Here is a 26,177-nt window from a genome sequence, read left to right on the forward strand (position 1 = left end):
AAAGGACGATCGGAGCCGCGACCCCATGGGCGAACAGAGCCGGACCACGTTCCCACAAGAAGTCCTGGACCAGTGGGCCGACAGCGGCCTCGACCTGTCCCTGATGATGACCGCCGGACACCTCGGCGACCGCATGAGCGTCCAGATCGTCCACGCCTCCCCCGACCGCGTGGTCGCCACCATGCCCGTCGAAGGCAACACCCAGCCCTACGGCCTGCTGCACGGCGGCGCCTCCGCCGTACTCGCCGAGACCATCGGCTCCGTCGGCTCGATGCTGCACGGCGGCCCCACCAAGATCGCCGTGGGCGTCGACCTCAACTGCACCCACCACCGCAGCGCCCGCTCCGGACTCGTCACCGGCGTCGCCACCCCCGTACACCGCGGCCGGTCCACCGCCACGTACGAGATCGTCATCACCGACGAGGACGACAAGCGCGTCTGCACCGCCCGCCTCACCTGCCTCCTCCGCGACGCACCCCCCGTCACGGACACCGAACCCGGCACGACAGCCGACCGCTGACGGACAGGAGGAGCCCGGACCCGCGCCCCGCCCGGGACCGGCTCCTCCCCAGCCGCCGCTCCCGGGCGGCCCGAAGCCGCCGCACCCACTTCCCAGCCCCGCGGGGCAGTCCTACCGTGCCCCCATGAGGGCCCCGCCCCACACCCCCGCACAGCGCACCGCCGCCCGCACGCTGGCGCTCACCGCCACACTCACCCTCACCCTCGCGCTCAGCGGCTGCGACCCGGGCTCCACGCCCCACCGCCCCCGGGCCACCGCCACCACACCCAGCGCCGCCCCCACCGCCTCGCTCATCCAGGCGTGCACCCGACTCATCGCCTACTGGGCCGAACAGGAACTCACCGGCGGCGAAGGGGCCGGCCTCGACTGGGAACAGAAGGGCCTGTCCAACGAGCAGCGCGAGATCTACGACGCCATCGTGCATGCCGCACACGCCGAACGCGACGCCCACGGCACCGACGCCGCACACCGGCTGATCAAGCGCCAAGCCGAACAGCGCTGCACCGCCGCGAACGGCGCGACGTACAGCTCCGACAACTGGCGCCCGCCGACATGACCGCGCCCCGCGCCCGGCCGAGGCCCCCGGCGAGCACACGGTGAGCGGCATCGGGCCCGTCGAAGCCGGCAACGGCACGGCACCCGCCGACGAACACCCCCGCCCCACACGCATCACCCTCAACCCGCTGACCTGGTACGGGCGTTGGGTCACGCTCCCCGCCCGCACCTCCCTCGCCCTCACGACCGCCTGCGCCCTCGCCACCGCAGGCGGCTACGGCTACCTCCACACCACCCGGCAAGCACCCCCGCCGCCGCCCCGGCCCAACCAGGTCACCGAGATCGCCTACACCGGCCGCACCGCCCCGCCCGACCGCCCGCGGCGCACCTTCACCTACCAACTGCGGATCACCGTCACCACCGGCCCCGCCGTGACCGTCGAATCCATCACCCAGCCCTACCCGGGCCTCACCATCACCACCCGGCCGCGCCCGCCCTTCACCGTTCGCGCCACCACCCACCGGCCCATCACCGTCGACTCGACGGTGCACCGCTGCGCCGGCCTGCCGCACGACGCGCGACTGCCCTTCCTCGCCATAACACTCCGTAGCATTCGCGCCATTCAAAACCGGAGTTTCCCCCTCGGCGGCAACTATGCCCGTGATCTGTCATCAGCGCTCCGCGCCATCTGCGACCCACCACAGGCCGCGACTCACCGAACCCCTTAGCGGAACTGCGGATTCAAGCGACCCGGATCGGCGAAGAATCATGATCCGCCCCAACCATCCGATTAGATCTTCTACACAAACCCCAAACAGTGATTCGCGTCATAACAAGACAGTCACAGCATGGACGGCACCACTGCCCCATCCCCTCGCACACCCTTATAGTCACGGCCAGTCACCACCCCGCCGGGCGGATCGCACCTCAAGCACCGCACATTCCACGCCCACCCGGCGAGCGATACGGCACCTCAGCAGAGGGAGCCGCGCCAGGGAAAGGAATCGACGTGCGACACCGTTCCTTGCTCATCCTCACCACCGCGCTCACCACAGGAGCCCTCACCCTGAGCGCCTGCGGATCCCGCGACGACAACAAGGGCAGCGACAACGGCGGCAAGAAGACCACCGTGACCATCGGCGTCGACGCACCGCTGACCGGCTCCCTCTCCGCGCTCGGCCAAGGAATCAAGAACTCCGTCGACCTCGCCGTCAAAACCGCCAACAAGAACAACGAGGTCAAAGGCGTAACCTTCAAGATCACGCCGCTCGACGACCAGGCCGTGCCCGCCTCCGGTCAGCAGAACGCCACCAAACTCGCCGCCGACACCAGCGTCCTCGGCGCCGTCGGCCCCCTCAACTCCGGCGTCGCCCAGTCGATGCAGCGCGTCTTCGCCAACGCCAACCTCACCCAGGTCTCCCCCGCCAACACCAACCCCGCCCTCAGCCAGGGCGACGAATGGGGCCAGGGGAAGAAGGCCCGCCCCTTCAAGACCTACTTCCGCACCGCCACCACCGACATCATCCAAGGCCGCTTCGCCGCCCAATACCTCTACAAGGACGCCAAAAAACGCAAAGCCTTCGTCGTGGACGACAAACAGACCTACGGCGCCGGCCTCGCCACCATCTTCAGCCAGGAATTCAAACGGCTCGGCGGACAAGTAGTCGGCACCGACCACCTCACCACCAAGGAAACCGACTTCTCCAGCACCGCCAACAAAATCAAGAACTCAGGCGCCGACTCCGTCTACTTCGGCGGCCAGTACCCCGAAGGCGGACTCCTCTCCGGCCAGACCAAACGCGCCGGCGCCAACGTCCCCGTCATGGGCGGCGACGGCATCTACGACCCCGCCTTCATCAAAGCGGCAGGCGGCAACGACAACGGCGACCTCGCCACCTCCGTCGGCTACCCCGTACAGCAGCTCGACTCCGCCAAAGGCTTCGTCAAGGACTACGCCGCCCAGAACTACAAAGACCCCTACGCCGCCTACGGCGGCTACTCGTACGACGCCGCCTGGGCCATCATCCAAGCCGTCAAGAAGGTCATCAACGACAACGACGGCAAACTCCCCGACGACGCCCGCGCCAAAGTCGTCGACGCCATGTCCCACGTCTCCTTCGAAGGCGTCACCGGCAAAGTCTCCTTCGACCAGTACGGAGACACCACCAACAAACAACTCACCGTCTACACCGTCAAAAACGGCAAATGGGCGACCGTGAAGAGCGCCACCTTCAAGGAGTGACCCCCGCACCGCCCCGCCGCAGCACCCCCGCGCGAGGGCGCCACCAGCGCCCCCGCGCGGCGTCACATCCGACACTCGCATCGGAGGCCCCGCGGTGCACGAACTACCCCAGACACTCATGACCGGCCTGGCCCTCGGAGCCACCTACGGACTGATCGCCATCGGCTACACCATGGTCTACGGCATCGTCCAGCTCATCAACTTCGCCCACGGCGAGATCGTCATGATCGGCGGATTCGGCGCCCTCACCATCTGGCTCTGGCTCCCCACCAGCACCAGCCTCGCCATCGCCATCCCCCTCATGCTCATCGGCGCCGTCATCGCCTCCGTCGCCGTCGCCACCGCCGCCGAACGCTTCGCCTACCGCCCCTTGCGAGGCGCACCCCGGCTCGCCCCGCTGATCACCGCCATCGGGCTCTCCCTCGCCCTCCAGCAAATCGTCTGGAGCTTCTACCCCGACGCCAAAAAGGCCCGCAGCTTCCCCCAGATCAGCGGCGACTCCTTCCAACTCGCCGGCAACCTCCACCTCCAGCGCAACGACGTCTTCGTCCTCGTCGCCGCACCCGTCTGCATGATCGCCCTCGGCCTGTTCATCGCCAACAGCCGCACCGGCCGCGCCATGCAGGCCACCGCCCAGGACCCCGACACCGCGAAACTCATGGGCATCAACACCGACCGCATCATCGTCCTCGCCTTCGCCATCGGCGGCGGCTTCGCCGGTGTCGCGGGCGTCGCCTACGGACTGCGCATCGGACAAGTCGAAGTCCTCATGGGCTTCATCCTCGGCCTCAAAGCCTTCACCGCGGCCGTACTCGGCGGCATCGGCAACATCTACGGAGCCATGCTCGGCGGCGTCGTCCTCGGCCTCGCCGAAGCCCTCACCATCACCTACATCCAGGACATCCCCGGCATGCAGCAGCTCGGCGGCGGCAGCTGGGCCAACGTCTGGGCCTTCGTACTCCTCATCGCCGTGCTCCTCCTGCGGCCACAAGGACTCCTCGGCGAACGCGTAGCGGATCGGGCGTGACAGCGATGACCACACCAACCCACACCGAGACCACCCCCGTCATCCCCCTCCCCATCACCACCGCCCGCATCATCACCACCGCCGGAGCCGCCCTCACCGTCTTCTCCACCTTCCTCGCCTGGACCTGGACGACCGACTTCCCCGGCGACCTCACCGTCACCGGCTACCCCGGCGGCCTCCAAGTCCTCACCCTCATCGGCGGCCTCCTCACCCTCGTCTTCACCCTCGCCGCCTGGAAAACCCCCGGCCTCACCTGGCTCACCCCAGCCGGCGGCAACAACGCCACCGCCTACCTCGCCGCCGGCACCCTCGCCACCACCTGGTACACCCTCCTCGCCATCGCCGACCAACTCGGCGGCCTCGCCAACCTCGAACCCGGCGGCTACATAGCCGCCGCCACCACCCTCGCCACCCTCCTCGGCGCCCTCGCCCTGCCCATCGACCGACGCACCGCCGCCTCACTCCCCCACCGCGGCCGGCTCCACACCGGCGCCCTCGGCGCCACCCTCCACGGCATCTACCGGACCGTACGTCCCGGCCACACCTCCCACCCCTTACGCCCCACCCGGCCCCTCCCCTCCTGGGCCGAAATCCTCATCATCGCCGCCTCATTCGGCCTCGCCCTCTACATCACCACCTACGGAATCGACACCGAATACGGCGAACTCTTCACCGGGTTCCTCATCCTCGTGACCTTCGGCGCCGTAGCGCTCTTCAAATCCGGCCTCATCGCCCGGCTCACCACCCTCACCAACAAACACCGCAACATCACCATCATCGCCGCATTCACCGCAGCAGCAGCCTTCCCCTTCACCCAGAACACCGACCAATACACCCTCATCGCCGTCAACATCCTCATCTTCGCGACCGTCGCCCTCGGCCTCAACGTCGTCGTCGGCCTGGCCGGACTCCTCGACCTCGGATACGTCGCATTCCTCGGCGTCGGCGCCTACACCGCCGCCCTCGTCTCCGGCTCCACCGCCTCCACCTTCAACATCCACTTCCCCTTCTGGGCCGCCGCCCTCACCGGCACCGCCGCCTCGCTCATCTTCGGCGTCATCATCGGCGCCCCCACCCTGCGACTGCGCGGCGACTACCTCGCCATCGTCACCCTCGGCTTCGGAGAAATCTTCCGCATCACCGTCGGAAACCTCGACGGAAACTCCGGACCATCAGTCACCAACGGACCCAACGGAATCCCCAACATCCCCGACCTCGTCATCTTCGGCTACTCATTCAGCACCCCGCACAAAATCGCCGGAATCACCCTCACCCCATTCGCCAACTACTACCTCCTCATGCTCCTCATCACCATCCTCGTCGTCCTCGTCTTCAGCCGCGCCGGAAACTCCCGCATAGGCCGCGCCTGGATAGCCATCCGCGAAGACGAAACCGCCGCCACCGCCAGCGGAATCAACAGCTTCCGCCTCAAACTCCTCGCCTTCGCCCTCGGCGCCACCCTCGCCGGACTCGCCGGCACCGTCCAAGCCCACGTCACCTCCACCGTCGTACCCGAGCAATACGTCTTCGCCGGCCCCGTACCCCCCAACTCCGCCTTCCTCCTCGCCGCCGTCATCCTCGGCGGAATGGGCACCATCAGCGGCCCGCTCCTGGGCGCCGCACTCCTCTACCTCATCCCCGCCAAACTCCAATTCCTCCAGGACTACCAACTCCTCGCCTTCGGCATCGCCCTCATCCTCCTCATGCGGCTACGCCCCGAAGGAATCATCCCCAACCGCCGCCAGCAGCTCGAATACCACGACACCGGCCAACTCGACGTCCCCAACCGCGACCTACCACCCGGCACCGTCGGCGTCACCAAGGCAGAGGCGTGAAAGCCATGACGACCACCACCGACACCCCCGTCCTCACCGCCACCGGCGTCACCATGCGCTTCGGCGGACTCACCGCCGTACGCGCCGTCGACCTCACCGTCCACCCCCGCGAAATCGTCGGCCTCATCGGCCCCAACGGCGCCGGAAAAACCACCTTCTTCAACTGCCTCACCGGCCTCTACGTACCCACCAGCGGAAAAGTCTCCTACAAAAACACCACCCTCCCCCCAAAACCCCACCTCGTCGCCAAAGCAGGAATCTCCCGCACCTTCCAGAACATCCGCCTCTTCGCCAACATGACCGTCCTCGAAAACGTCCTCGTCGGCCACCACACCCGAACCAAAGAAGGACTCTTCTCCGCGCTGCTCCGCGGCCCCGCCTTCCACCGAGCCGAAACCGCCTCCACCCAACGAGCCCAAGAACTCCTCGAATTCACCGGCCTCACCCCCAAAGCCGACCACCTCGCCCGCAACCTCCCCTACGGCGAACAACGAAAACTCGAAATCGCCCGAGCCCTCGCCGCCGACCCCGGACTACTCCTCCTCGACGAACCCACCGCCGGAATGAACCCCCAAGAAACCCGCACCACCCAGCAACTCGTCTTCGCCATCCGCGACCAAGGCACCGCAGTCCTCGTCATCGAGCACGACATGCGCTTCATCTTCAACCTCTGCGACCGCGTGGCCGTCCTCGTCCAAGGCGAAAAACTCACCGAAGGCACCACCGACGCCGTACAAGCCGACGAACGCGTCATCGCCGCCTACCTCGGCACCCCCTTCGAAGGCGCACCCGGAGCCGAAGAAATAGCAGAAGTAGAAGCCGCCGAAGCAGCGACACCCACACCACCGGACACCGGCGCCCACACGGAGGACAACCAGTGACCACACTCCTCGAAGTGGACGACCTCAAAGTCGCCTACGGCAAAATCCAAGCCGTAAAAGGCATATCCTTCACCGTCGACACAGGCCAGGTAGTCACCCTCATCGGCACCAACGGAGCCGGAAAAACCACCACCCTACGCACCATCTCCGGCCTCCTCACCCCCCAGAGCGGCACCATCAACTTCGACGGCCGACCACTCACCGGCACACCCGCCCACCAAATCGTCGCCCGCGGCCTCGCCCACTCCCCCGAAGGCCGCCGCATCTTCCCCCGACTCAGCGTCGCCGAAAACCTGCAACTCGGCGCATTCCTCAGAAAAAACCCCACCGAAATCAACAAGGACGCCGAACGCGCCTACGAACTCTTCCCCATACTCGGCGAACGCCGCAAACAAGCAGCCGGCACCCTATCCGGCGGCGAACAACAAATGCTCGCCATGGGCCGCGCCCTCATGTCCCGCCCCAAACTCCTCATGCTCGACGAGCCGTCCATGGGCCTCTCCCCCATCATGATGCAGAAGATCATGGAGACCATCGCGGAACTGAAAGCCACCGGCACCACCATCCTGCTCGTCGAACAGAACGCCCAAGCAGCCCTCTCCCTCGCCGACTACGGCCACGTCATGGAAACCGGCACCATCGCCCTCTCCGGCACCGGCGACCACCTGCTCCACGACGAATCCGTACGCAAGGCATACCTCGGCGAAGACTGAACGTCAGAGCCGCTTCGTCAGCGTGAGGTATCCGCGTAGCGGAAAAGCTGCTGTGCCAGGCCGACCGCTGCGGCTGCCTCCGCCACCGAGGCCAGGACCAGCGGCCAATTCAGCGGGCCGAAGGCCCAATAGACGATCAGGGCCGCCAGCGGAATCAGACAGAACGCCAAGAGATCCACAGCGAGTTGAATCCGCTTGCGCGAGGAGCGGTGTGCGTCGCTGCGGTGTGCGGACTCCCAGCCGAACACGTCAGGACAGTCCGGCGTCAGCTCCGCCAGTCGAGGCGCGAGCTGCTCACGCACATAACGTCCCGCGGCGGAAATCTTCTCGTCGTTCACCAGATAGGTCCAGCCGAGGATGACCGACAGCGGCGGCAGCAGGAGAAGCATCTCGACATGCCCGCCCCGGGGCAACGTGGCACCGACGACGCCTGCCATCACGGCGAATGTGGCGTAGAGCAGATTGTCCCGGAAGCCGATGCGCGCCCGCTGTTCCTGCTTGACCTGCTCGTACTCGGCCAAAATCAGCTGGCTGGTGTCGTTCACGCCTTCTCGTCCTCCAGTCGCCCCAGCCGTGACTCCAAACCGTGCAGGCCCGCCTTCCCAGCACCCACGCGTAGCCGGACAAGGCTGGGCAGGTCCAACCGCAACTGCCGTGCGAGAAGCGCGGCGAGTTGCTCCACCTCCGCGCGGGTGACCTGACTGCGAGCACCCAGCCGCTGGTCCAGTCGCTCAAGAAGCGCGTACTTGCGCTTGGTCGCATCCGCACACCAGAGTCGGAAGAAATGCGTCCCGGCCATACGGTAGGAGCCGATCCGGGTGAACGGCAGTCCGCCCTCCCCGAACCTGTCAGGAGGCAACGGCACCAGCCACGTCCCGTCCTCATCCTGTTCCGGGGCGACCGAATTCAGCTGTTGCTCGCCGAGCCATTTCATGGCCGCGCCATGCGACCTCTCATCCAGCACCTCTCGTTGATCTTCGTTGTCCAACGGGCCGGTGAGCCAAGCGGCGTGGGAACAAAGGTCTGTGAGTGCGGCGTCGGGCGCCGAACCGCCACCCGCCTGGCTGTAAACGAGCAGATCTTCGGCTCCCCGCACCAGGTACACCGGGAGAAAAGTGAGAACCTCTCCGAGGCTCTCCAAGGCATCGAACGCTACCGGCAGGTTGAAGCGGGCCCGATCCTTCCGCCGGTTGAGAAGCTCCAAGGCACTGCGGTCGAACCCCGCCTCCACCGCGACCTGCCGGAACTGCGGATAACCACCACCACGCAACACCTGTTGCAACCTGTCTCCGGAAAGCAGCGAGACAGTGTCCTCGTCATAGTAGGCGCGGAGCATAGGAGTGCAAGTCAACGCCTCGAAGTACAATTTCCGGCGATCCTGGCGGGACATGACATAAAGAACATCGTCGTCCACGGAACGCGCACCAAGGTCCGTGAGAGCGAGCCTGCCATCGTGCTCCACGATATGCCCGATGGCGATGAGGAAGCGCACAGCCTGGACGATGAGTGCCCTGTCCAAGGAGAAGAACGCTTCGAGTTCGTCGATCGTACGCAACCCGCCTCGGCGCAGCCCCCGACCGACGAAACGGTCGATGAGTGCGAAGTCCTCACCCTCCGTAATGTCGGCACGCACCTCCACCTCCCAGACCGGCAGAAGCAAGGCGTACAACCGCTTGGGCGCCATTCCCTGGACGAATGCCGCGTCCTCCAACACCCGTTCCTCGGGAAAAGGCATCAGCCGCGCAGCCGCAGTCACCGCGGACCACCTTCTGTGCCGATGCCGGCACCAGGAAAATCTTCCGTGATCCGCTTCATGACGTCGCGGTAGGAGCTCAGATCACCGCAGCGCAAGAGATGCAGATGCAGTTCTTCGGCCAACCCGCGGAACCCGGGGTCATCCGCACGGAGCAATGTACTCAGGTCCCCCACCATCACCAGCTGCCGCTGGGCACGGGAGAAGGCGACGTTGGCACGACGCAGCTCCTTCAGGAACCCGACCCTCCCCTGCGAATTGCTGCGGGTGAAGCCGTACAGCACGGTGTCCCGCTCCCCTCCCTGATACGAATCGACACTGCCCACCGAAGCTTCGGCCAGCTCCGAGTCACCGATGAGCGGGGAAAGCTGGGCGAGCACGGCAGCGCGCTGTGCGAGGTATGGAACGATGATCACCCACTCAATCCCACGCCCGTGGTAATAGGCAGCGAGAAGTGCCAGCAAGCGAGCCTCACAGGTGTTGAACACACCCTTGCGACCGTACCGCTCCTCAGCCCTCCGGCCCGCTGATTCATGCCGCACCCGCTCCTGGAGATCACCGGTGTCGACGAAGGCCATAGGACTCGCGAACAGCGGCCCCCCATGCAAGTGCTCCTTCTCCGTGACGAGACGCCCCCGGTAGAAAGCCGACGAGATGAAATCCGCGATCTCACGAGGCATTCGGCGCTGCCTGGTCAGCTCTACGACATGCGACCCGGGCAGCCCGGCCCGCAACCGCTCCAGCGCACTGCGGGACAGCAGATCCAGCACACCGGGATCGTCGATACCCCGGCCCCAATCAGCCGCTTCAGAGTCGACGAAGGGCGGCAATTGCCGGTCGTCTCCCACCAAGACGCCACGCCGGACCCTGCTGAGGGGGACCAGGGCGTCCGCGACCCCGATCTGGCCCGCCTCGTCCACGATGCCCAAGTCGAAGTCGACACCGGACAGTTCGGAACGCGAAGCCGCTCCAATGCAAGTAGCACCGACCACCTGTGCGTAGCGCAGGAGCTCGCGTTGCAGCAGGCCCCGCCCCTCCCCGGCGGCAGCAGCCCACTCCTCAGCCAACTGACGCCGAGCAATGATCACCGGCCGCCAGCGCTCCAGTTGCCGATAGCAGCCACCCAGCTCGCCCAGCGCCTCCTCGGCATCCTTTGACCGAACCGGTGGCAGGCACTCGTGCACGACGGTCGAGAGAGCTGCCACCGCCATATCGGCCGCCTCGTATGCCTGCAGCAGCCCCACGTCCCGTTCCCTCTCCACGGCTGCCTTGGCATCGCGCGCAGTACACACCGAGGGGTCGCCCTCCACCGCCCGATCCATATCATCACGTGCGACCTCGACCGCCCGGTCGAGGTCGACGAGCACCTGCTCTTCGTGCTCCCTCGCCGCCTCCGCCACAGCGAACTTGCGCTCCAGCCGACGGCTCCGCAGCCGGTGAAACCAGCCCGTCAACCTGGCATCGGACCGCCGGCGAGCGGTGCAGAGAGCGTTCCCCAGACCCGTGCTCCGCGCCACGAACCCAGCACCCGCCTCACGCCGTGTCGCCTGCTCACTCTCCAGCGTCGACAGCCTCTCCCGCTCCAGCCCTCCCGCCGAGCCAACCGCTTCCCTGAGTTGCGCCGCGGCCGTCCGTACGCCCAAGACAAACGAATTTGCCCGCTCGATCCGTTCAGCCAGTTCGACAGCCCACGGCGCCGCCGCCTCCGCATCCCGGTATGCCTGCACACGCCCCGTCATCGCGTGCTGGATCTCCTGCGACACATTCTCCGCCAGGTTTTCCAACAGCAGCGGTTTCACATCGTGATGCACCTTGCGCTCAGTGCCCACCCGGACCACCACAAGTTCCCGAGAGAGCCGGGCCAGCACATTGTCCACGGCCCGATTGGTTTGCGAAGTGACGAGCACCCGCCCCGGTTCCGGCCCACCGGCAGTGGCGTTGGCCTGCGCGATCTCAGCAATGGTCCGGGTCTTGCCGGTACCCGGCGGCCCGAGCACCACCAACAGATCCTCCGTGGTCAACGCCCGACGGAACGCCTCCAACTGTTCAGGGTCGAGCTGCTCACGAGGCCGTGCGGAGCTGCCCGGAATGGCGCGGACACGGTGCTCCACCAAGACGTCCAGCAATCGGTGGTTGCTGGTGTCCCGCGCGCGCAGCGCAGCGACAGCCTGCCGCTGTTTCCGGTACACGACCGCGTTCGGGGTGATTTCCAGTGCTCCACGCTGCGGCAGATCCTCCCACGACACGGGCTGGTCGAAACGGACCGTAACGGACCGGTCCTCGACTCTCTCCACCTGCCCACGGCTCTCGCTGTCCCCTTGGAGACACACAAAGGCACCAGCCGAGGGCCGCTCAGCCCCGACCAACAAGAACTCGTACCTCGCACTCGGAGTGTTCCGTCTGCCTCCGGTCGCCAGAACCTTGCCGTACGGAAACGGGGCAGCCCGCCGTTCATAGCGGGTCGCGATCTCCTCCGTCGCATCGATCACCCGGTCAACCGAGTCCAGGTAGGCTTCCTGAGCCTCGGTGATCCGCGGGACCCGGCATGCCTCCGCACGCTCCTCGCCAAGACCGTGCCACGCCCGTACCAGTTCCTCCCAGTACGCGTCGGCATCGTCCGGTAGGCCCCGCAGTTCGAGCGCCAGTCGCCAGCCGTGCGGCCGCACGACCAGGCAGGACTGCGCCAGCCTCGCATGGTCGGAGAGCCGGACGGGATCGATGAATCTGATGAGATAGCCGGTCCGGCGATCAGTGGGTTCAAGCTTCAACCGGTAGTTGCGAGTGTGCAGCATCAGTGACGGCTTGGTGGCGTCGCCCCCGACGTCCAGTAACGCAGCCACCCCACCACGCAGGGCATTGAGATCGGCCAAGACGCGATCGACGGAATCGGGCAGCCCCACTCCTGTGCCGGCCTTCTTGCGCAACTGCTCGTCGAACGAGTACCCGGGCACCAGTACCAACGGTGCCCGGAGGGACACGGTGACGACAGACATCAAGGCTCCTCAGCCGCGTCCGGGCACGGCGGACAGTTCGCGGGCAGCGGTCGTGAGCTCCCGACGGAGCCAGCAGAGATCCGGACGATCGGCAGGCTCGTCCTCCAGCGCACAGCGCATCGCGCCGACGAGTGAGGGAGGCACCTGAGCGGACTGGGAGTAGGGCGGCATCCCCGGTACAGGCGTGCGCCCCGTGAGCGCGCTGTGCAGCAACGCCCCGAGCTGGTAAACGTCAGTGGCAGGGCCAGGGATCACACGGGAGCCGTGCTTCTGCTCAGGGGCCTGATACGGACCCGCGTGCTCACCGCGACGCGGTCGGAAAGCGGCCAACCCGAGGTCCCTCAGCACCATGCGCGGCCGGCCCAGGACAACCGCGGTGGACTGCAGCGCCCGATGCGAAAGCCCCTGACCGTGCAACCTGTCGAGCGCCTCGGCCACAGCTACGAGCCCCTCCACCGTCCGGAACAGCCGAAGGCGATCAGGCTGTCGACCCGAAGGATCGGGCAGCATTTCACGGAGCGTATCCGCCGGGCGCCCCCCGCCTGGGCCCGAGGGCCATCGCAACGCCAGAGTGGCAAGCCCGCCCCCACAGGACAACTGCACGACCTCGGGCCCTCGCAGCTCGCGGCACAGTTCGGCCTCCCGCTCCAGCGCCGCCAGGGCATCACGGTCAGAATCGTGCGTCACCCGCGACAACTCCACTTGGCGCAACCAGACGAACAAGTCCCGGCCTGGCCGACCGGAGACCACGCAAGCCTTCGCCTGGCGCCGGATCACCGCACCGTCGAGCGTCTCGCGAAGCAGATCCTCGTCTTCGTCGTACAGCAGGTATTCGCATTCTTGAATCCGCACGACCGGCTGACGGGTCCAATTCTCACCAACCCGCGTCTGCGCCGGCCTCGGTGCCACGACGGGCGTGGGGCACGAGTGACCCCGCTCTTCGTGCGGCAACGGCGTTTGTAAGGGTCGCAGTTCACGCAGCACACGTAGTGCGAAGGCGGCGGCGTGCCTGGCTGCCAGGGGCTGATATCCCTGCGTGTCGGCCGCTTCCTTGCCGCCGTTCCCCAAGTCACTGATGCCGCGCACCGTGACCATCGGAAGCTCACCGAACATCCGCACGGCCTGGGCGACCCCGTGACTCTCCATGTCGACAGCCACGGCATCGTTGTAGTGACGCCGGATTCGCCGAAAGGTCTCGGAATCACGGGAGTCGATCACCACGTCACCCGCGGCGAGCGGAGCGTAGTGCACCTTGGGCGACTCAGAGGAGGCCAGTTCATGCGGTGGAGAAGGCCGGGTCAGGAAAGCCCAGGGGTCGTTGCGACGAGCCGAACGAACGAGTTGATCCATCTTGTACGACGGCTCCCAGGCCGCAGGCCGGGCGCTGAATCCATCTTTGCTCTCGCGACCCCCGTGATACCCGTACACCTTGCTGGCGACGAGCACGTCGCCCAGCCGCAGGTCGTCCCGAAGCGAGCCGGCGACACCGACGAACAGCACCGCTTGGGCAGCCAACTCCTCGACCGCGTGCTGGGCGACAAGAGCCGCCTGGGTATTGGTCGGCCCCGTCTCGGCGAGGGCGATCCGCCAAGGGAGCCCCGGCACCCGCCCGGTATCCAAACGCGTACCCCGGGACAGTTCAATCTCGCTCACCCCGTCCAGACGGCGCCGAACCGCCTCGTATTCCTCCTCCAAGGCCGTGAGCACGAGCACGGTGGGCACCCTCGCCCTCCCCAATGGACTACCTCACCCTCCCGAGCCGAAATGCGGGTTGGTCAAGAACGTGACTGCTATCCAAATGATGACAGCTCACATGGGGCGAGGGCGGGCTATTCCGCTTCCCGCCTACTCCCCCTTGGACGCCTTCTTCTCCTCGGCGTCCTCGATCACGGCCTCGGCCACCTGCTGCATCGACAGCCTGCGGTCCATCGACGTCTTCTGAATCCACCGGAACGCCGCCGGCTCCGTCAGCCCGTACTGCGTCTGCAGCACGCTCTTCGCCCGGTCCACCAGCTTCCGCGTCTCCAGCCGCTGCGACAGGTCCGCGACCTCCCGCTCCAGCGTCCTCAGCTCCGTGAACCGCGAAACCGCCATCTCGATGGCCGGCACCACGTCGCTCTTGCTGAACGGCTTGACCAGGTACGCCATCGCCCCGGCGTCGCGCGCCCGCTCCACCAGCTCGCGCTGCGAGAAGGCCGTGAGCATGAGCACAGGCGCGATGGACTCCGCGGCGATGCGCTCCGCTGCCGAGATCCCATCGAGTACGGGCATCTTCACGTCGAGGATGACGAGGTCGGGCTTGTGCTCCCGGGCCAGGGCGACGGCGGTCTCGCCATCGCCGGCTTCGCCGACGACGCTGTACCCCTCTTCTTCAAGCATCTCTTTGAGATCGAGCCGGATCAGGGCCTCGTCCTCCGCGATGACGACGCGGGTCGTCAGCGGGGGGACGTGCGACTGCTCGTCGTCGGCATGCGGCTGGGGCTCGGCGGCGGCCACGGGACTCCTCGTTCCAGACAGGGCTGTGCCACACGAGCCTACCTAGCTCCTGTATGTTTGATACAACGCGGTTCTCCGCTAACCTCCGTTTCACAGGAAGCCTCGGTAGTCCAGCGGCAGAGACACGGTGCTCAAACCACCGACAGCGTGGGTTCGAATCCCACCCGAGGCACTTTCCCTTTAATTCCAAGGTTCACATTCTGTTGGCGATCTTCACTCGCCACGGTGAACAGATGGGCGATTAGGCCCCCGCCCGCAAAGGCCCGGCCAAGCTCGTCCTCATGTACGACATCGATACGCGCAGGCGTGCGCTCGCACTCGTCGGCCAAGGTCGCAGCCTCAACTCCGTCAGCCGAGAGACCGGAATATCCAGGTCTGTGCTCCGCAGCTGGCATACGCGAATCGAGCCCCTCCCCCGAGCGAGGCGAGCCGACTGCCCACGCTGCGACGGCCTCCCCCTCGACGAAGCCGCGTACGCCTACCTACTCGGCCTCTATCTCGGGGACGGCTGCATCAGCCGGCAGCCGCGCGGCGGTCACCAACTGCGCATCGCTTGCGCTGACGCATGGCCGGGGCTCATCGACGCCTGTCACAGCGCGATCCTGGCCGTACGGCCCGCTCTACGGGCGTACTCGCTCCAGCGGAAAGGGTGCGTGACCGTGACCAGCTACGGCCGACATTGGCCCTGCCTGTTCCCGCAGCACGGCCCCGGCAAGAAGCACGACCGCCTCATAGCCCTCGAACCATGGCAGCAGCAGATCGTGGACGCCCGCCCCTGGGAGTTCCTGCGCGGGCTCATCCACTCCGACGGGTGTCGCATCACCAACTGGGCCACCCGACTCGTAGGCGGCGAGCGCAAGCGCTATGAATATCCGCGCTACTTCTTCACCAACAAGTCCGAGGACGTCCTCAAGCTCTGCACCGATACCTTCGACAAGGTCGGCGTCGAATGGAAGATGACGCGGCGCGGAGATGGACCGGCCAATGTCTCCGTCGCCCGCCGCGCCTCCGTAGCCCTCATGGATCAGTACATCGGGCCGAAGTACTGACTGAAGCGTCGGCCTCAAGCACTGGCCTGCTTCTTCGGCGAATCGTCCTCGCCGATGCGGTGCACCCGTACCAGATTGGTCGAGCCCGGGACTCCTGGTGGGGAGCCCGCGGTGATGATGACCACGTCTCCCTTCTGGCAGCGGCCGATGCGCAGGAGGTGTTCGTCGACCTGCTGGACCATTTGGTCGGTGTTCTCGGCGCGGGGGCCGAGGAAGGTCTCGACTCCCCAGGTCAGGTTGAGCTGGGAGCGGGTGGCGGGTTCCGGGGTGAAGGCCAGGAGGGGGATCGGGGAGCGGTAGCGGGAGAGGCGGCGGACGGTGTCACCGCTCTGGGTGCAGGCTACGAGGTATTTGGCTCCCAGGAAGTCGCCGATTTCGGCTGCGGCGCGGGCTACGGCGCCGCCTTGGGTGCGGGGTTTGCTGCGTTCGGTGAGGGGTGGGAGTCCTTTGAGGAGGACGTCTTCCTCGGCCGCTTCGACGATGCGGCTCATGGTTTTGACGGTTTCTACGGGGTATTTGCCGACGCTGGTTTCGCCGGAGAGCATGACGGCGTCGGTGCCGTCGATGACGGCGTTGGCGACGTCGGAGGCTTCGGCTCGGGTGGGGCGGGATGACTCGATCATGGAGTCGAGCATTTGGGTGGCGACGATGACCGGCTTGGCGTTGCGTTTGGTGAGTTTGATGGCGCGTTTTTGGACGATGGGCACGGTTTCGAGTGGCATTTCGACGCCGAGGTCGCCGCGGGCGACCATGATGCTGTCGAAGGCGGCGACGATGCCTTCGAGGTTGTCGACTGCCTGTGGTTTCTCGATTTTCGCCATGACGGGGAGGCGGCGGCCTTCTTCGTCCATGATGCGGTGGACGTCGAGGATGTCGTCGGCGCTGCGGACGAAGGAGAGGGCGATCATGTCGGCGCCGGCGTGAAGTGCCCAGCGGAGGTCTTCGACGTCTTTTTCGGAGAGGGCGGGGACGGAGACGGCGACGCCGGGGAGGTTGAGTCCCTTGTGGTCGGAGACCATGCCGCCTTCTATGACGATGGTCTTGACGCGGGGGCCGTCGACTTCGATGACTTCGAGGGTGACGCGGCCGTCGTCGACGAGGATGCGTTCGCCGCGGGTGACGTCGGCGGCGAGTCCTTCATAGGTGGTGCCGCAGCGGTGGCGGTCGCCTTCGGCGGGCTCGACGGTGATGGTGAACTCGTCGCCGCGTTCAAGGAGTACAGGTCCTTCGCGGAAGCGGCCGAGGCGAATCTTCGGGCCTTGAAGGTCGGCGAGGACGCCGACGTTGCGGCCGGTTTCTTCTGAGGCTTTACGCACCCGGTGGTACCGCGCTTCATGGTCGGCGTAGGTGCCGTGGCTGAGGTTGAAGCGGGCGATGTCCATTCCTGCCTCGACGAGTGCCTTGATCTGCTCGTACGAGTCGGTGGCGGGTCCTAGGGTGCAGACGATTTTTGCTCGGCGCATGGTTCGACTCTATGACGTACTGATGGGTAGGGAATCTGTCGGTTGGGACAGGCCAACGGCCTTTGGGTGAAGGCTTGTTGACAAGTAGTGAAACGTGCGCGGGGGCGCTCTGATGAGCGGTGCGCGGGTGGTTTCAGAGGATGGGGCGGGTCATCGTGAAGCGGGCGTTGACCTGGGCGTAGACGTGCTGGCGTTGCGGTTCGAGGTCGAGGGTGGGCTCGGAGTGGGCGGCTCCGCCGTATCCGGCGGAGCGGGCGGCGCCGGGCGGTCCGTAGGCCATGGGGCCGGGGGGTGTGGGGTCGTCGGCTCCGATGTCGGCGAGTTCGACGATGGCGTCGAGCTGTGCGCCGAGGGCGTCGGCGTATTCGCGTGCGCGTTGTACGGCCTCGTGGACGGCTTGGCGGCGGGCGTCGCGGTGGGCGGGTGAGTCGGGGCGCAGGCTCCACCAGGGTCCGTCGACGCGGGTGAGTTCGAGGGTGGTGAGTTGGGCGGTGAGTTCGCCGAGGGTGGTGAAGTCGCTGATGGTGGCGGTGGTGTGGACGTGGCCGTGGTAGGCGTGGATGCGTTCGTGGCGGCCTTTTTCGGTGAGTTGGGGGGTGATGGTGAAGCTGCCGGTTTCGAGGTTTTCGATGGCGTGGTCGTAGTTCTTGAGCAGGTCGAGTACGTGGGTGTTGCGGCGGGTGAGGTCTTCGAGGGTGGTGTGGCGTTCGGTGCCGCGGGCGTTGACGGTGATGTCGAGGCGGGCGGTTTCGGGGTCGACTTCGAGGTGGGCTTCGCCGCGGACGGCGAGGCGGGGGGTTTCGGGGGTGCCGTAGGGCAGGTGCTGGGTCATGGCCGCAGCTTCTCAGGTGTGGGGCTGTGTGCCGAGAGCTGTGGTTGAGGTCAGACCTTGAGGTGGTTGGCGGGTTCGGGGAGTGGGAGTGGTTTTGGGGTGGTGGGGGTTCGGGGGTGTTGGGGGAGGCCGAAGGTGGTGAAGGCGGTGCGGTGTGGTTGGGGGTAGGGGGTGGTGTCGGTGAGGTTGTTGAGGATGGTGGCGCTGCGCCAGGCGGCGAGGCCGAGGTCGGGGGCGCCTGGGCCGTGGGTGTGGCGTTCGGCGTTCTGTACGTAGATGGAGCCTGTGACGCTGGGGTCGAGGGTGAGGCGCTGGTGTTCGTCGATGCGGGGGCGGCCCGCGGTGTCGCGGCGGAGGTAGGGGGCGAGGGGGGCGAGGAGGGCGTCGGTGGGGCGTTCGCGGTAGCCGGTGGCGAGGATGACGGCGTCGGTGGTGAGGCGGGTGCGGGTGCCTTGTTGGACGTGGTCGAGGTGGAGTTCGATGCGGGTGGCGCCGACGCGGCCGGCGGTGCGGACGTTGACGCCGGGGGTGAGGACGGTGTCGGGCCAGCCGCCGTCGAGGGTGCGGCGGTAGAGCTCGTCGTGGATGGCGGCGAGGGTTTGGGCGTCGATTCCTTTGTAGAGCTGCCATTGCTGTGGGAGGAGTTGGTCGCGTACGGGTTCGGGGAGTGCGTGGAAGTAGTGGGTGTAGTCGGGGGTGAATTGTTCGAGGCCGAGTTTGCTGTATTCCATGGGGGCGAAGGCGGGGGTGCGGGCGAGCCAGTGGAGTTTTTCTTTTCCGGATGGGCGGTGCTGGAGGAGGTCGAGGAAGATTTCGGCTCCTGACTGGCCGGAGCCGATGACGGTGATGTGTTCGGCGGTGAGGAGTTTCTGGCGGTGGTCGAGGTAGTGGGCGGAGTGGATGACGGGGGTGGTGGGGGTTTCGGCGAGGGGGCGCAGGGCGGTGGGGATGTGGGGGGCGGTGCCGATGCCGAGGGCGATGTTGCGGGTGTAGGCGCGGCCGAGGGCTTCGGCTTCGCCGTGGGTGTCGAGTTGGGTGTAGTCGATTTCGAAGAGGGTGCGTTGGGGGTTCCAGCGGATGGTGTCGATTTGGTGGTCGAAGTGGAGTCCGGTGAGGTTTTCGCTGACCCAGCGGCAGTAGGCGTTGTATTCGGTGCGGTGGATGTGGAATTTCTCGGAGAAGTAGAAGGGGTAGAGGCGGTGGTGGGTTTTTAGGTAGTTGAGGAAGGTCCAGGGGTTGGTGGGGTCGGTGAGGGTGACGAGGTCGGCGAGGAAGGGGACTTGGAGGGTGGTGTTGTCGATGAGGAGGCCGGGGTGCCAGGTGAAGTTGGGGCGTTGGTCGTAGAACGCGGTGTGGAGGTGGGTGAGGGGGTGGGCGAGGGCGGCGAGGGAGAGGTTGAAGGGGCCGATGCCGATGCCTGCGAGGTCGAGGGGGCGGGTGGGGGTCGAGGGTGCGGCTGGGGGGCGGTCAGAGGATGGGGCGGTGGTCATCGGCGGGGGCGCCTTCCGGGGGTGGTGCGATGAGTTGGAGGAGTGCGTGGAGGTCGGTGGGGCGGGTGTGGGGGTTGAGGAGGGTGGCTTTGAGCCAGAGGCCGGTGGGGGTGGTGGCGCGGCCGAGGACGGCGCGGCCTTGGTGGAGGAGGCGGCGGCGGGTGTCGGCGATGGTGTGGGCAGTGGCGTTGGTGGGGCGGAAGAGGACGGTGCTGAGGGTGGGGCGGGAGTGGAGTTCCAGGGTGGGGTGGGCGTCGATGAGGTCGGCGAGGTGTTGGGCGGTGGTGCAGACGGTTTCGATGAGGTCGGCGAGGCCGTGGCGGCCGAGTGCGCGGAGGGTGACGGCGATTTTGAGGGTGTCGGGGCGGCGGGTGGTGCGGAGGGAGCGGCCGAGGAGGTCGGGCAGGCCGGCTTCGGTGTCGTCGTCGGCGTTGAGGTAGTCGGCGCGGTGGTCGAGGGGGTGGAGGGCAGTGGTGTCGGGGACGAGGAGGAGTCCTGCGGCGATGGGCTGCCAGCCGAGTTTGTGGAGGTCGAGGGTGATGGTGTGGGCGCGGTCGAGTCCGTTCAGGAGGGGGCGGAGGGTGTGGCTGAAGAGGAGTGGTCCGCCGTAGGCGGCGTCGACGTGGAGGGTGGCGCGGTGGGTGTGGCAGAGGGCGGCGATGTGTGGGAGGGGGTCGATCTGGCCGGTGTCGGTGGTGCCGGCGGTGGCGATGACGAGGAGGGGGCCGGGGTGGTGGGTGCGTGTGGTGGTGAGGGTTTCGCCGAGTTGGGTGGGGTTGATGGTGCCGGTGGGGGTGGGGATGGTGATGGGTGCGGGGAGACCGAGGAGCCAGGCGGCGCGGTGGATGCTGTGGTGGGCGTTGGCGCCGCAGATGATGCGGAGGGGGCGGGAGGGGTGGGTTTCGCGGGCGAGCAGGAGGGCGAGTTGGTTGGATTCGGTGCCGCCGGTGGTGACGAGGGCGTCGGGTGCGGGGCCGTCGGGGTAGGCGAGGGCGGCGAGGGCCTGGGTGGTGCGGGCTTCGAGTTGGGAGGCGGCGGGGGCCTGGTCCCAGGAGTCCATCGAGGGGTTGAGGGCGCTGGCGGCGAGGTCGGCGGCGGCCGCGAGGGCGAGCGGCGGGCAGTGGAGGTGGGCGGCGCAGTGGGGGTGTGCGGGGTCCGCGGTACCTGCGGTGAGGGTGTGCACGAGGGTGTGGAGGGCTTCGTGGGCGCCGGTGCCGCTTTCGGGGATGACGGGGTCGGTGGCGGCGCGTACGCGGTCGTCGACGGTGTCGGGGCCGCCGGCGGGCAGGGGGCCGTCGCGGGTGGTGGCGCCGTGGGTGAGTGCATCGAGGACGGTGGCGAGGAGGGGGCGTAAGGCGTCGGGGCCTTGGGCGCCGCCGGCGAGGGCGCTGGTGGAGTCGGGGGCGGGCATGGCGGTGCCTCTTCGGGGTGCGGCGTCTGTGGGGGCTGCCCGTGGAGTGGTGGGGGTGGGTGACAGCCGCATCAAATTACTGGGTTCGTGCGATTTTCGGTTGTGATCCGGTCATGGTTCGCCCAATCGTGGTACTGCCGTGCGGTGTGGGGCGGTTGAGTCTGCTAATGGGGGGCCGCGCGTCGGCGGGTTTGTTTCGACTAATCTTCACGTCATGGACATTGCTTTGGACATTGGTCCGCTCAAGCCGGAGCCCGTGCCGTTCGTCTTGGGGCTGGTTCTCTTCTTCCTGCTGTTCGCGGTGATGGCGAAGGTGCTGCTGCCGCGCATCGCGAGGGTGCTCGTGGAGCGGGAGAAGGCCACCGAGGGGCGGATCGAGGTGGCGGAGGCGACACGTGCGGAGGCCGCGCGTGTCCATGCGGAGTACGAGGCGCTGCTGGCGGAGGCCCGTCATGAGGCGGCTCGGCTGCGGCAGGAGTCCGCTGAGCAGGGGACGGCGCTGATCGCGGAGTTGCGGGCCGAGGGGCAGCGGCAGCGTGAGGAGATCGTCGCGGCGGGGCACGCGGTGATCGACGCGGAGCGCGCGGTGGCCGAGGCGGAACTGCGGGAGCAGGTCGGGTCGTTGGCCACGGAGCTGGCGGGCCGGATCGTGGGCGAACCGGTGGACGGTTTCGCGCGGGAGAGCGGTGCGGTGGAGCGGTTCGTGGCGGAGTTGCGTACGGCGCGGCCGTCGGACGCCGCGGGTGAGCCGCGCGATTGAGCGCCGCGTGATCGAGCGCCGCGTGATCGAGCGTGGCCGCCGCTGAGGGCGGCGTCGGCAGGGCGGGCTCCCGCACCCCTTCGGGGGGGCGGGGGCCCTTTTCGTATATGCGGCTTCGTAGGTGCGACCCTGCGGCTTCGCTACTGCGGCTGTATGGCTCCGTACGCGTCGGCCGCCGAGGCCGCGGGGGTCAGTAGCTGGTGTCGCGGATGGTCAGTGCGCGCTTGAGGTCGTCGAGTTGGTCGGTGAGGCGGCGGCGCAGGGTGGGGGTGGGGCCGGCGGTGCGCAGGCATTCCTCGCCGAGGCGGAGGTTCTCGTCGGTGACGAGCGCGTGGGGGAAGGCGTGGGTGGCGGCGGAGACGGCGAGGGTGGTGCCGCGGCGGGTGGCGACGGCTACGGCGGCCGGGTAGTAGCGGGCGAGGTAGGGCTGTACGAGGTCGAGTTGTTCGGGTTGCCAGAAGCCTTGGGCGGTGGCGTTGAAGAGGTAGTTGGAGAGGTCGTCGGACTCGAACAGGGCGTGCCAGGCGGTTGCTTTGGCGGCGGGGTCGGGGAGGGCGGCGTGGCAGCGGGCGGCGCCTTCGCGGCCGGTGGCGCTGGGGTCGCGGGCGAGTTCGGCGTCGATGTCGGCGGGGGTGGTGGCGCCGAGGGCGGCGAGCCGGGTGAGGATGCGCCAGCGGAGTTCGGGGTCCAGGCGGGGGCCGCCGGGGACGGTGCCGGCCTGGAGCCAGTCGTGGAGGGTGTCGGGGGTGGTGGCGCTGTCGATGGCGGTGCGTACGGCGGTGAGGCGGATTCCCTGGCCGCCGTTCTCGGTGCGGGCGAGGAGGTCGCGGCAGAGTTCGGTGAGGGTGGTGAGGGCTACGGGGCGGGCTTCGGGGGTGACGTAGTGGTCGGCGATGTGGGTGCGCGCGAAGGTGAGGACGGCGTGGGTGATGGGGGTGTTGGTCTCGTGGGGCAGGTGGGCGCGGGCGGCGTCTAGGTAGGCGGCGGGGGCGAGGGCGCCGTCGCGGACCATGTCGCGGGCGGCGTTCCAGACGGTGGCACGGGTGAGGGGGGCGGGGAGGCCGGAGAGCGTGTGGAGGGCGGTGTCCCAGGAGTGGGGGTCGAGGCGGATTTTGGTGTAGGTGAGGTCGTTGTCGTTGAGGAGGACGAGGGCGGGGCGTTGGCCGGGGAGGGTGTGGCTGTGGGTGCCGCCGTCCGCGGGGAGTTCGGTTTCGGTGCGTTCGCGGAGGGTGAGGCGGTCGGGGTCGGTGGGTGACTGGTCGTAGAGGCCGACGGCGAGGTGGTGGGGGCGGCTTCCGTGGTGGTGGATGATCAGTCGCCAGTTTTCGGCGTCGCCGCCGGTGGTGGTGGTGATTTCGGGGATGAGGGTGTCGACCCCGGTGGTGCGGAGCCATTTCTCGGCCCAGCCGTGGACGTCGCGGTCGCAGGCGTGGGCGAGGGAGTCGATGAAGTCGGCGAGAGTGGCGTTGGCGAAGCGGTGGCGGGCGAAGTGTTCGTTGATTCCGGCGAGGAAGTTCTTTTCGCCGAGCCAGGCGACGAGTTGGCGCAGGGCGCTGGCGCCCTTGGCATAGGAGATGCCGTCGAAGTTGAGTTCGGCGGCGGCGGTGTCGAGGACGTGCTGGGGTTCGGGGGCGACGGGGTGGGTGGAGGGGCGCTGGTCGGCGTCGTAGCCCCAGGCTTTGCGGGCGATGGCGAAGTCGGCCCAGGTGTCGGTGTACTGGGTGGCTTCGGTGATGGTCTGGTAGCCCATGTATTCGGCGAAGGATTCGTTGAGCCAGATGTCGTCCCACCATTGGAGGGTGACCAGGTTGCCGAACCACATGTGGGCCATTTCGTGGGCGATGACCATGATGCGGGTCTGGCGTTCGGCGTCGGTGACGGCCGAGCGGAAGATGAATTCGTCGCGGAATGTGACGAGTCCGGGGTTTTCCATGGCGCCGGAGTTGAATTCGGGGACGAATGCCTGGTCGTAGGAGTCGAAGGGATAGGGCTCGTCGAATTTCTGGTGGTAGCGGTCGAAGCAGCGGGTGGTGAGGTCGAGGAGTTCGTCGGCGTCGGTGTCGAGGTGGGGGGCGAGGGACTGGCGTACGTGGAGGCCGAAGGGGATGCCGCGGTGTTCGGTGCGTACGGAGTGCCAGGGGCCGGCGGCGACGGCCATGAGGTAGGTGCTGATGGGCGGGGTGGGGGCGAGTTCCCAGTGGCCTTCGGCGGGGTCTCCGACGCGGGTGGCGATGCCGTTGCCGAGGACGGTCCATTCGGGCGGTGCGGTGACGGTGACGTGGAAGGCGGCTTTGAGGTCGGGCTGGTCGAAGGCGGCGAAGACGGCGGGGGCGTCGGCGAGGCAGCACTGGGTGTAGAGGTAAGTGGCCTGGTCGACGGGGTCGGTGAAGCGGTGCATGCCTTCGCCCGTGTGGGAGTAGGGCGGTTCGGCTTCGACGCGCAGTTCGTGTGCGCCGCGGGCGAGGGCGGTGAGGGGGTATCTGCCGTCGGAGGCGGCTGCCGGGTCGAGGTCGGCGCCGTCGAGGGTGATGCGGCGCAGGCCGGTGGCCGGGAGTTCGACGAAGGTGTCCGCTCCGGGTTCGCGCGCGTCGAAGTGGATGGTGCTGGTGGAGCCGAAGTGTTCCTCGCCGCGGGTGAGGTCGAGGTGGATGGTGTAGCGGTGGACGTCGAGGAGGCGGGCTCGGGTCTGCGCTTCGTCGCGCGTGAGTACGGGCATGGGCTCATGGTGCCGCAGTCGGTGATGAGGGGGCACTGCGGTTTGGGGCAAGCTGTGGGCGTGGTCGTGTCCGTTTGGTCGTCTGGTCAGTCGTCTGGAGTTGGCTGTGTCTGTCGCTGCTGTGCGTGATCGTGCTCGTGGTCTCGTGGATGCCCGGATCGGGGAGTTCTCGGGGCGGTTGCTGGAGCTCGGGCGGGCTCTGCACGCGGAGCCGGAGCTGTCGTTCGAGGAGCACGCCTCGGCGGCGCGGCTCGCGGAGCTGCTGGACGGGGCCGGGTTCGCGGTGGAGCGGGGTGCGTACGGGCTGGAGACCGCGGTGGTCGGCTCGTACGGGAGCGGCGATCTGACGGTGGGGATGTGCGCGGAGTACGACGCGCTGCCGGGGATCGGGCACGCGTGCGGGCACAACGTGATCTGTGCGGCGGGCGCGGGCGCGGCGATCGGTTTGGCGGCCGCCGCCGAGGTGCTGGGGATTCGGGTGGTGTTGCTGGGGACGCCCGCGGAGGAGGCGGGTGGCGGGAAGGTGCTGATGCTGGAGCGCGGGGCGTTCGACGGGGTGACGGTCGCGATGATGGCGCATCCGGCGCGCTACGACGATGTGGACCCGCGGTCGTCGACGACGTCGGTGTCCCGTTTCGAGGTGACGTTCACGGGCCGGTCGGCGCACGCGGCGCTGTCTCCGGAGTCGGGGGTGAACGCGGGGGACGCGGCGGTGGTGGCACAGGTGGCTGTGGGGCAGTTGCGGCAGCAGTTGCCGGATGGTTTTCGGGTGGCGGGGGTGGTGCGGGACGGCGGCGAGCGGTCGAACATCATCCCCGAGCGCACGGTCCTGGAGTGGGAGGTGCGGACGCCGACGGCGGAGCAGCTCGGCTCGCTGAAGGAGCGGGTGCAGGCGTGTTTCGAGGGCGCGGCGATCGCGACGGGGTGTTCGGTGGCATTCCGTCCGACGCAGCCGGACTATCTGGATCTGCGCAACGATTCGTGGCTGATGGACGCGTACGCGGAGGGGCTGCGGGCGACGGGCCGCACAGTGGAGGCGCCGCCGGTGCAGCCGGTGCGGTTGGGCGCGTCGACGGACATGGGCAACGTGACGCACGCGCTGCCGGCGATCCATCCGAGCATCGGCATTCTGGGCGCCGAGGGTTCGCCGCATACGCGGGAGTTCACGCGGTGCACGGTGGGTGCGGCGGCGGACGACGCGGTGCTGGCGGCGGCGCGGGCGATGGCCTGGACCGGGGTGGCGGTGGCGGCCGACGCGGAGCGCCGCGCGCACTATCTGTCCGTACGGGGGTGACGTCGGGACGGGGGGTGTACGTACGGGGTGACGTCGGCGCTCGGCCGGACCTACGGGGGGGGTGGCGTCGGTCCGTGCGGGGGTGATGTCGGTACGGGGCGGGTGGTCCGTACCGGGTGGCGTCCGTACGGGCGGGTGATCCGTACGGGCGGGTGGGGTCCGTACAAGTGCGGCGCTCGCACGGGCGGGTGTGGGGTCGGTGCCGTT

21 protein-coding genes and 1 tRNA gene are annotated in these 26,177 nt (G+C 67.8%); 12 read left to right on the forward strand and 10 right to left on the reverse strand.

Going from position 1 to position 26,177, the window contains the following annotated elements:
• Positions 1-25: 25 nt before the first annotated feature.
• From AB0I22_RS24765 to AB0I22_RS24800, 8 genes are all read left to right on the forward strand, one after another.
• Positions 26-520: a PaaI family thioesterase gene (locus tag AB0I22_RS24765; RefSeq protein ID WP_363133076.1), complete on the forward strand. Its 495-nt coding sequence runs from the start codon at positions 26-28 to the stop codon at positions 518-520.
• Between the two features lie 124 nt (positions 521-644).
• The gene (locus tag AB0I22_RS24770; protein WP_363133077.1) at positions 645-1,076 is read left to right on the forward strand and encodes a hypothetical protein; all 432 of its coding nucleotides are present in this window, start codon (positions 645-647) and stop codon (positions 1,074-1,076) included.
• 40 nt (positions 1,077-1,116) lie between these two features.
• Positions 1,117-1,743: a Tat pathway signal sequence domain protein gene (locus tag AB0I22_RS24775; RefSeq protein ID WP_363133078.1), complete on the forward strand. Its 627-nt coding sequence runs from the start codon at positions 1,117-1,119 to the stop codon at positions 1,741-1,743.
• Between the two features lie 281 nt (positions 1,744-2,024).
• On the forward strand, positions 2,025-3,257 hold the full coding sequence (locus tag AB0I22_RS24780; RefSeq protein ID WP_363133079.1) for a branched-chain amino acid ABC transporter substrate-binding protein: 1,233 nt from the start codon (positions 2,025-2,027) through the stop codon (positions 3,255-3,257).
• A 94-nt stretch (positions 3,258-3,351) separates the two neighbouring features.
• On the forward strand, positions 3,352-4,284 hold the full coding sequence (locus tag AB0I22_RS24785; RefSeq protein ID WP_363133080.1) for a branched-chain amino acid ABC transporter permease: 933 nt from the start codon (positions 3,352-3,354) through the stop codon (positions 4,282-4,284).
• 5 nt (positions 4,285-4,289) lie between these two features.
• Positions 4,290-6,119 (forward strand): branched-chain amino acid ABC transporter permease, encoded by a 1,830-nt coding sequence (locus AB0I22_RS24790; protein ID WP_363133081.1) that lies wholly within the window; start codon positions 4,290-4,292, stop codon positions 6,117-6,119.
• A gap of 5 nt (positions 6,120-6,124) precedes the next feature.
• On the forward strand, positions 6,125-7,000 hold the full coding sequence (locus AB0I22_RS24795) for an ABC transporter ATP-binding protein (protein WP_363133082.1): 876 nt from the start codon (positions 6,125-6,127) through the stop codon (positions 6,998-7,000).
• Positions 6,997-7,713 (forward strand): ABC transporter ATP-binding protein, encoded by a 717-nt coding sequence (locus AB0I22_RS24800; protein ID WP_363133083.1) that lies wholly within the window; start codon positions 6,997-6,999, stop codon positions 7,711-7,713. Before AB0I22_RS24795 ends, AB0I22_RS24800 begins: the two co-directional genes overlap by 4 nt.
• A 17-nt stretch (positions 7,714-7,730) precedes the next feature.
• Here AB0I22_RS24800 and AB0I22_RS24805 read toward each other — a convergent pair whose 3' ends face one another.
• From AB0I22_RS24805 to AB0I22_RS24825, 5 genes are all read right to left on the reverse strand, one after another.
• Positions 7,731-8,258 (reverse strand): hypothetical protein, encoded by a 528-nt coding sequence (locus tag AB0I22_RS24805; protein WP_363133084.1) that lies wholly within the window; start codon positions 8,256-8,258, stop codon positions 7,731-7,733.
• A complete protein-coding gene (locus AB0I22_RS24810; protein ID WP_363133085.1) occupies positions 8,255-9,469 on the reverse strand; it encodes a hypothetical protein in 1,215 nt (404 codons plus the stop codon). Before AB0I22_RS24810 ends, AB0I22_RS24805 begins: the two co-directional genes overlap by 4 nt.
• Entirely contained in the window at positions 9,466-12,459 is a 2,994-nt protein-coding gene (locus tag AB0I22_RS24815) for an AAA domain-containing protein (RefSeq protein ID WP_363133086.1), read from the reverse strand. Before AB0I22_RS24815 ends, AB0I22_RS24810 begins: the two co-directional genes overlap by 4 nt.
• Before the next feature lie 9 nt (positions 12,460-12,468).
• Positions 12,469-14,181 carry a hypothetical protein gene (locus AB0I22_RS24820; protein WP_363133087.1) on the reverse strand — a complete coding sequence of 571 codons (1,713 nt, stop codon included), beginning with the start codon at positions 14,179-14,181 and terminating at the stop codon, positions 12,469-12,471.
• Positions 14,182-14,304: 123 nt separating this feature from the next.
• A complete protein-coding gene (locus tag AB0I22_RS24825) occupies positions 14,305-14,955 on the reverse strand; it encodes a response regulator (RefSeq protein WP_363133088.1) in 651 nt (216 codons plus the stop codon).
• A gap of 99 nt (positions 14,956-15,054) precedes the next feature.
• Between AB0I22_RS24825 and AB0I22_RS24830 the strand changes: the two genes are divergently transcribed.
• Positions 15,055-15,127 (forward strand) — tRNA-Leu (locus AB0I22_RS24830).
• Between the two features lie 109 nt (positions 15,128-15,236).
• Positions 15,237-16,004, forward strand: a complete 768-nt coding sequence (locus AB0I22_RS24835; protein ID WP_363133089.1) for a transcriptional regulator — start codon at positions 15,237-15,239, stop codon at positions 16,002-16,004.
• Between the two features lie 14 nt (positions 16,005-16,018).
• Here AB0I22_RS24835 and pyk read toward each other — a convergent pair whose 3' ends face one another.
• From pyk to AB0I22_RS24855, 4 genes are all read right to left on the reverse strand, one after another.
• Complete coding sequence (gene pyk / locus AB0I22_RS24840; RefSeq protein ID WP_363133090.1) at positions 16,019-17,467, reverse strand: pyruvate kinase; 1,449 nt, start codon at positions 17,465-17,467, stop codon at positions 16,019-16,021.
• A gap of 133 nt (positions 17,468-17,600) precedes the next feature.
• On the reverse strand, positions 17,601-18,299 hold the full coding sequence (locus AB0I22_RS24845; protein ID WP_363133091.1) for an SIMPL domain-containing protein: 699 nt from the start codon (positions 18,297-18,299) through the stop codon (positions 17,601-17,603).
• 50 nt (positions 18,300-18,349) lie between these two features.
• Positions 18,350-19,789 carry a SidA/IucD/PvdA family monooxygenase gene (locus AB0I22_RS24850; RefSeq protein ID WP_363133092.1) on the reverse strand — a complete coding sequence of 480 codons (1,440 nt, stop codon included), beginning with the start codon at positions 19,787-19,789 and terminating at the stop codon, positions 18,350-18,352.
• Positions 19,767-21,200: an aminotransferase class V-fold PLP-dependent enzyme gene (locus AB0I22_RS24855; protein ID WP_363133093.1), complete on the reverse strand. Its 1,434-nt coding sequence runs from the start codon at positions 21,198-21,200 to the stop codon at positions 19,767-19,769. The genes AB0I22_RS24850 and AB0I22_RS24855 overlap by 23 nt, the downstream gene beginning before the upstream one ends.
• A gap of 214 nt (positions 21,201-21,414) precedes the next feature.
• On the opposite strand from AB0I22_RS24855, the gene atpF reads away from it, so the two are divergent.
• A complete protein-coding gene (atpF, locus tag AB0I22_RS24860) occupies positions 21,415-21,960 on the forward strand; it encodes a F0F1 ATP synthase subunit B (RefSeq protein WP_363133094.1) in 546 nt (181 codons plus the stop codon).
• Between the two features lie 190 nt (positions 21,961-22,150).
• Here atpF and pepN read toward each other — a convergent pair whose 3' ends face one another.
• Positions 22,151-24,676 carry an aminopeptidase N gene (gene pepN / locus AB0I22_RS24865; RefSeq protein WP_363133095.1) on the reverse strand — a complete coding sequence of 842 codons (2,526 nt, stop codon included), beginning with the start codon at positions 24,674-24,676 and terminating at the stop codon, positions 22,151-22,153.
• A 145-nt stretch (positions 24,677-24,821) separates the two neighbouring features.
• Between pepN and AB0I22_RS24870 the strand changes: the two genes are divergently transcribed.
• Positions 24,822-25,970, forward strand: a complete 1,149-nt coding sequence (locus AB0I22_RS24870) for an amidohydrolase (protein WP_363133096.1) — start codon at positions 24,822-24,824, stop codon at positions 25,968-25,970.
• Positions 25,971-26,177: the final 207 nt, after the last annotated feature.

The organism is Streptomyces sp. NPDC050610, from assembly GCF_040654875.1.
In the GTDB taxonomy this organism is placed as follows: Bacteria; Actinomycetota; Actinomycetes; order Streptomycetales; family Streptomycetaceae; genus Streptomyces.

Bases quoted from the DNA above. Each gene is read 5' to 3' on its own strand.
- AB0I22_RS24835 (WP_363133089.1), top strand. From the start codon at position 15,237: ATGTACGACATCGATACGCGCAGGCGTGCGCTCGCACTCGTCGGCCAA.
- AB0I22_RS24790 (WP_363133081.1), top strand. From the start codon at position 4,290: ATGACCACACCAACCCACACCGAGACCACCCCCGTCATCCCCCTCCCC.
- AB0I22_RS24845 (WP_363133091.1), bottom strand. From the start codon at position 18,299: ATGACCCAGCACCTGCCCTACGGCACCCCCGAAACCCCCCGCCTCGCC.
- AB0I22_RS24795 (WP_363133082.1), top strand. From the start codon at position 6,125: ATGACGACCACCACCGACACCCCCGTCCTCACCGCCACCGGCGTCACC.
- atpF (WP_363133094.1), top strand. From the start codon at position 21,415: ATGGACATTGCTTTGGACATTGGTCCGCTCAAGCCGGAGCCCGTGCCG.
- pyk (WP_363133090.1), bottom strand. From the start codon at position 17,467: ATGCGCCGAGCAAAAATCGTCTGCACCCTAGGACCCGCCACCGACTCG.
- AB0I22_RS24765 (WP_363133076.1), top strand. From the start codon at position 26: ATGGGCGAACAGAGCCGGACCACGTTCCCACAAGAAGTCCTGGACCAG.
- AB0I22_RS24770 (WP_363133077.1), top strand. From the start codon at position 645: ATGAGGGCCCCGCCCCACACCCCCGCACAGCGCACCGCCGCCCGCACG.
- AB0I22_RS24815 (WP_363133086.1), bottom strand. From the start codon at position 12,459: ATGTCTGTCGTCACCGTGTCCCTCCGGGCACCGTTGGTACTGGTGCCC.
- AB0I22_RS24855 (WP_363133093.1), bottom strand. From the start codon at position 21,200: ATGCCCGCCCCCGACTCCACCAGCGCCCTCGCCGGCGGCGCCCAAGGC.
- pepN (WP_363133095.1), bottom strand. From the start codon at position 24,676: ATGCCCGTACTCACGCGCGACGAAGCGCAGACCCGAGCCCGCCTCCTC.
- AB0I22_RS24850 (WP_363133092.1), bottom strand. From the start codon at position 19,789: ATGACCACCGCCCCATCCTCTGACCGCCCCCCAGCCGCACCCTCGACC.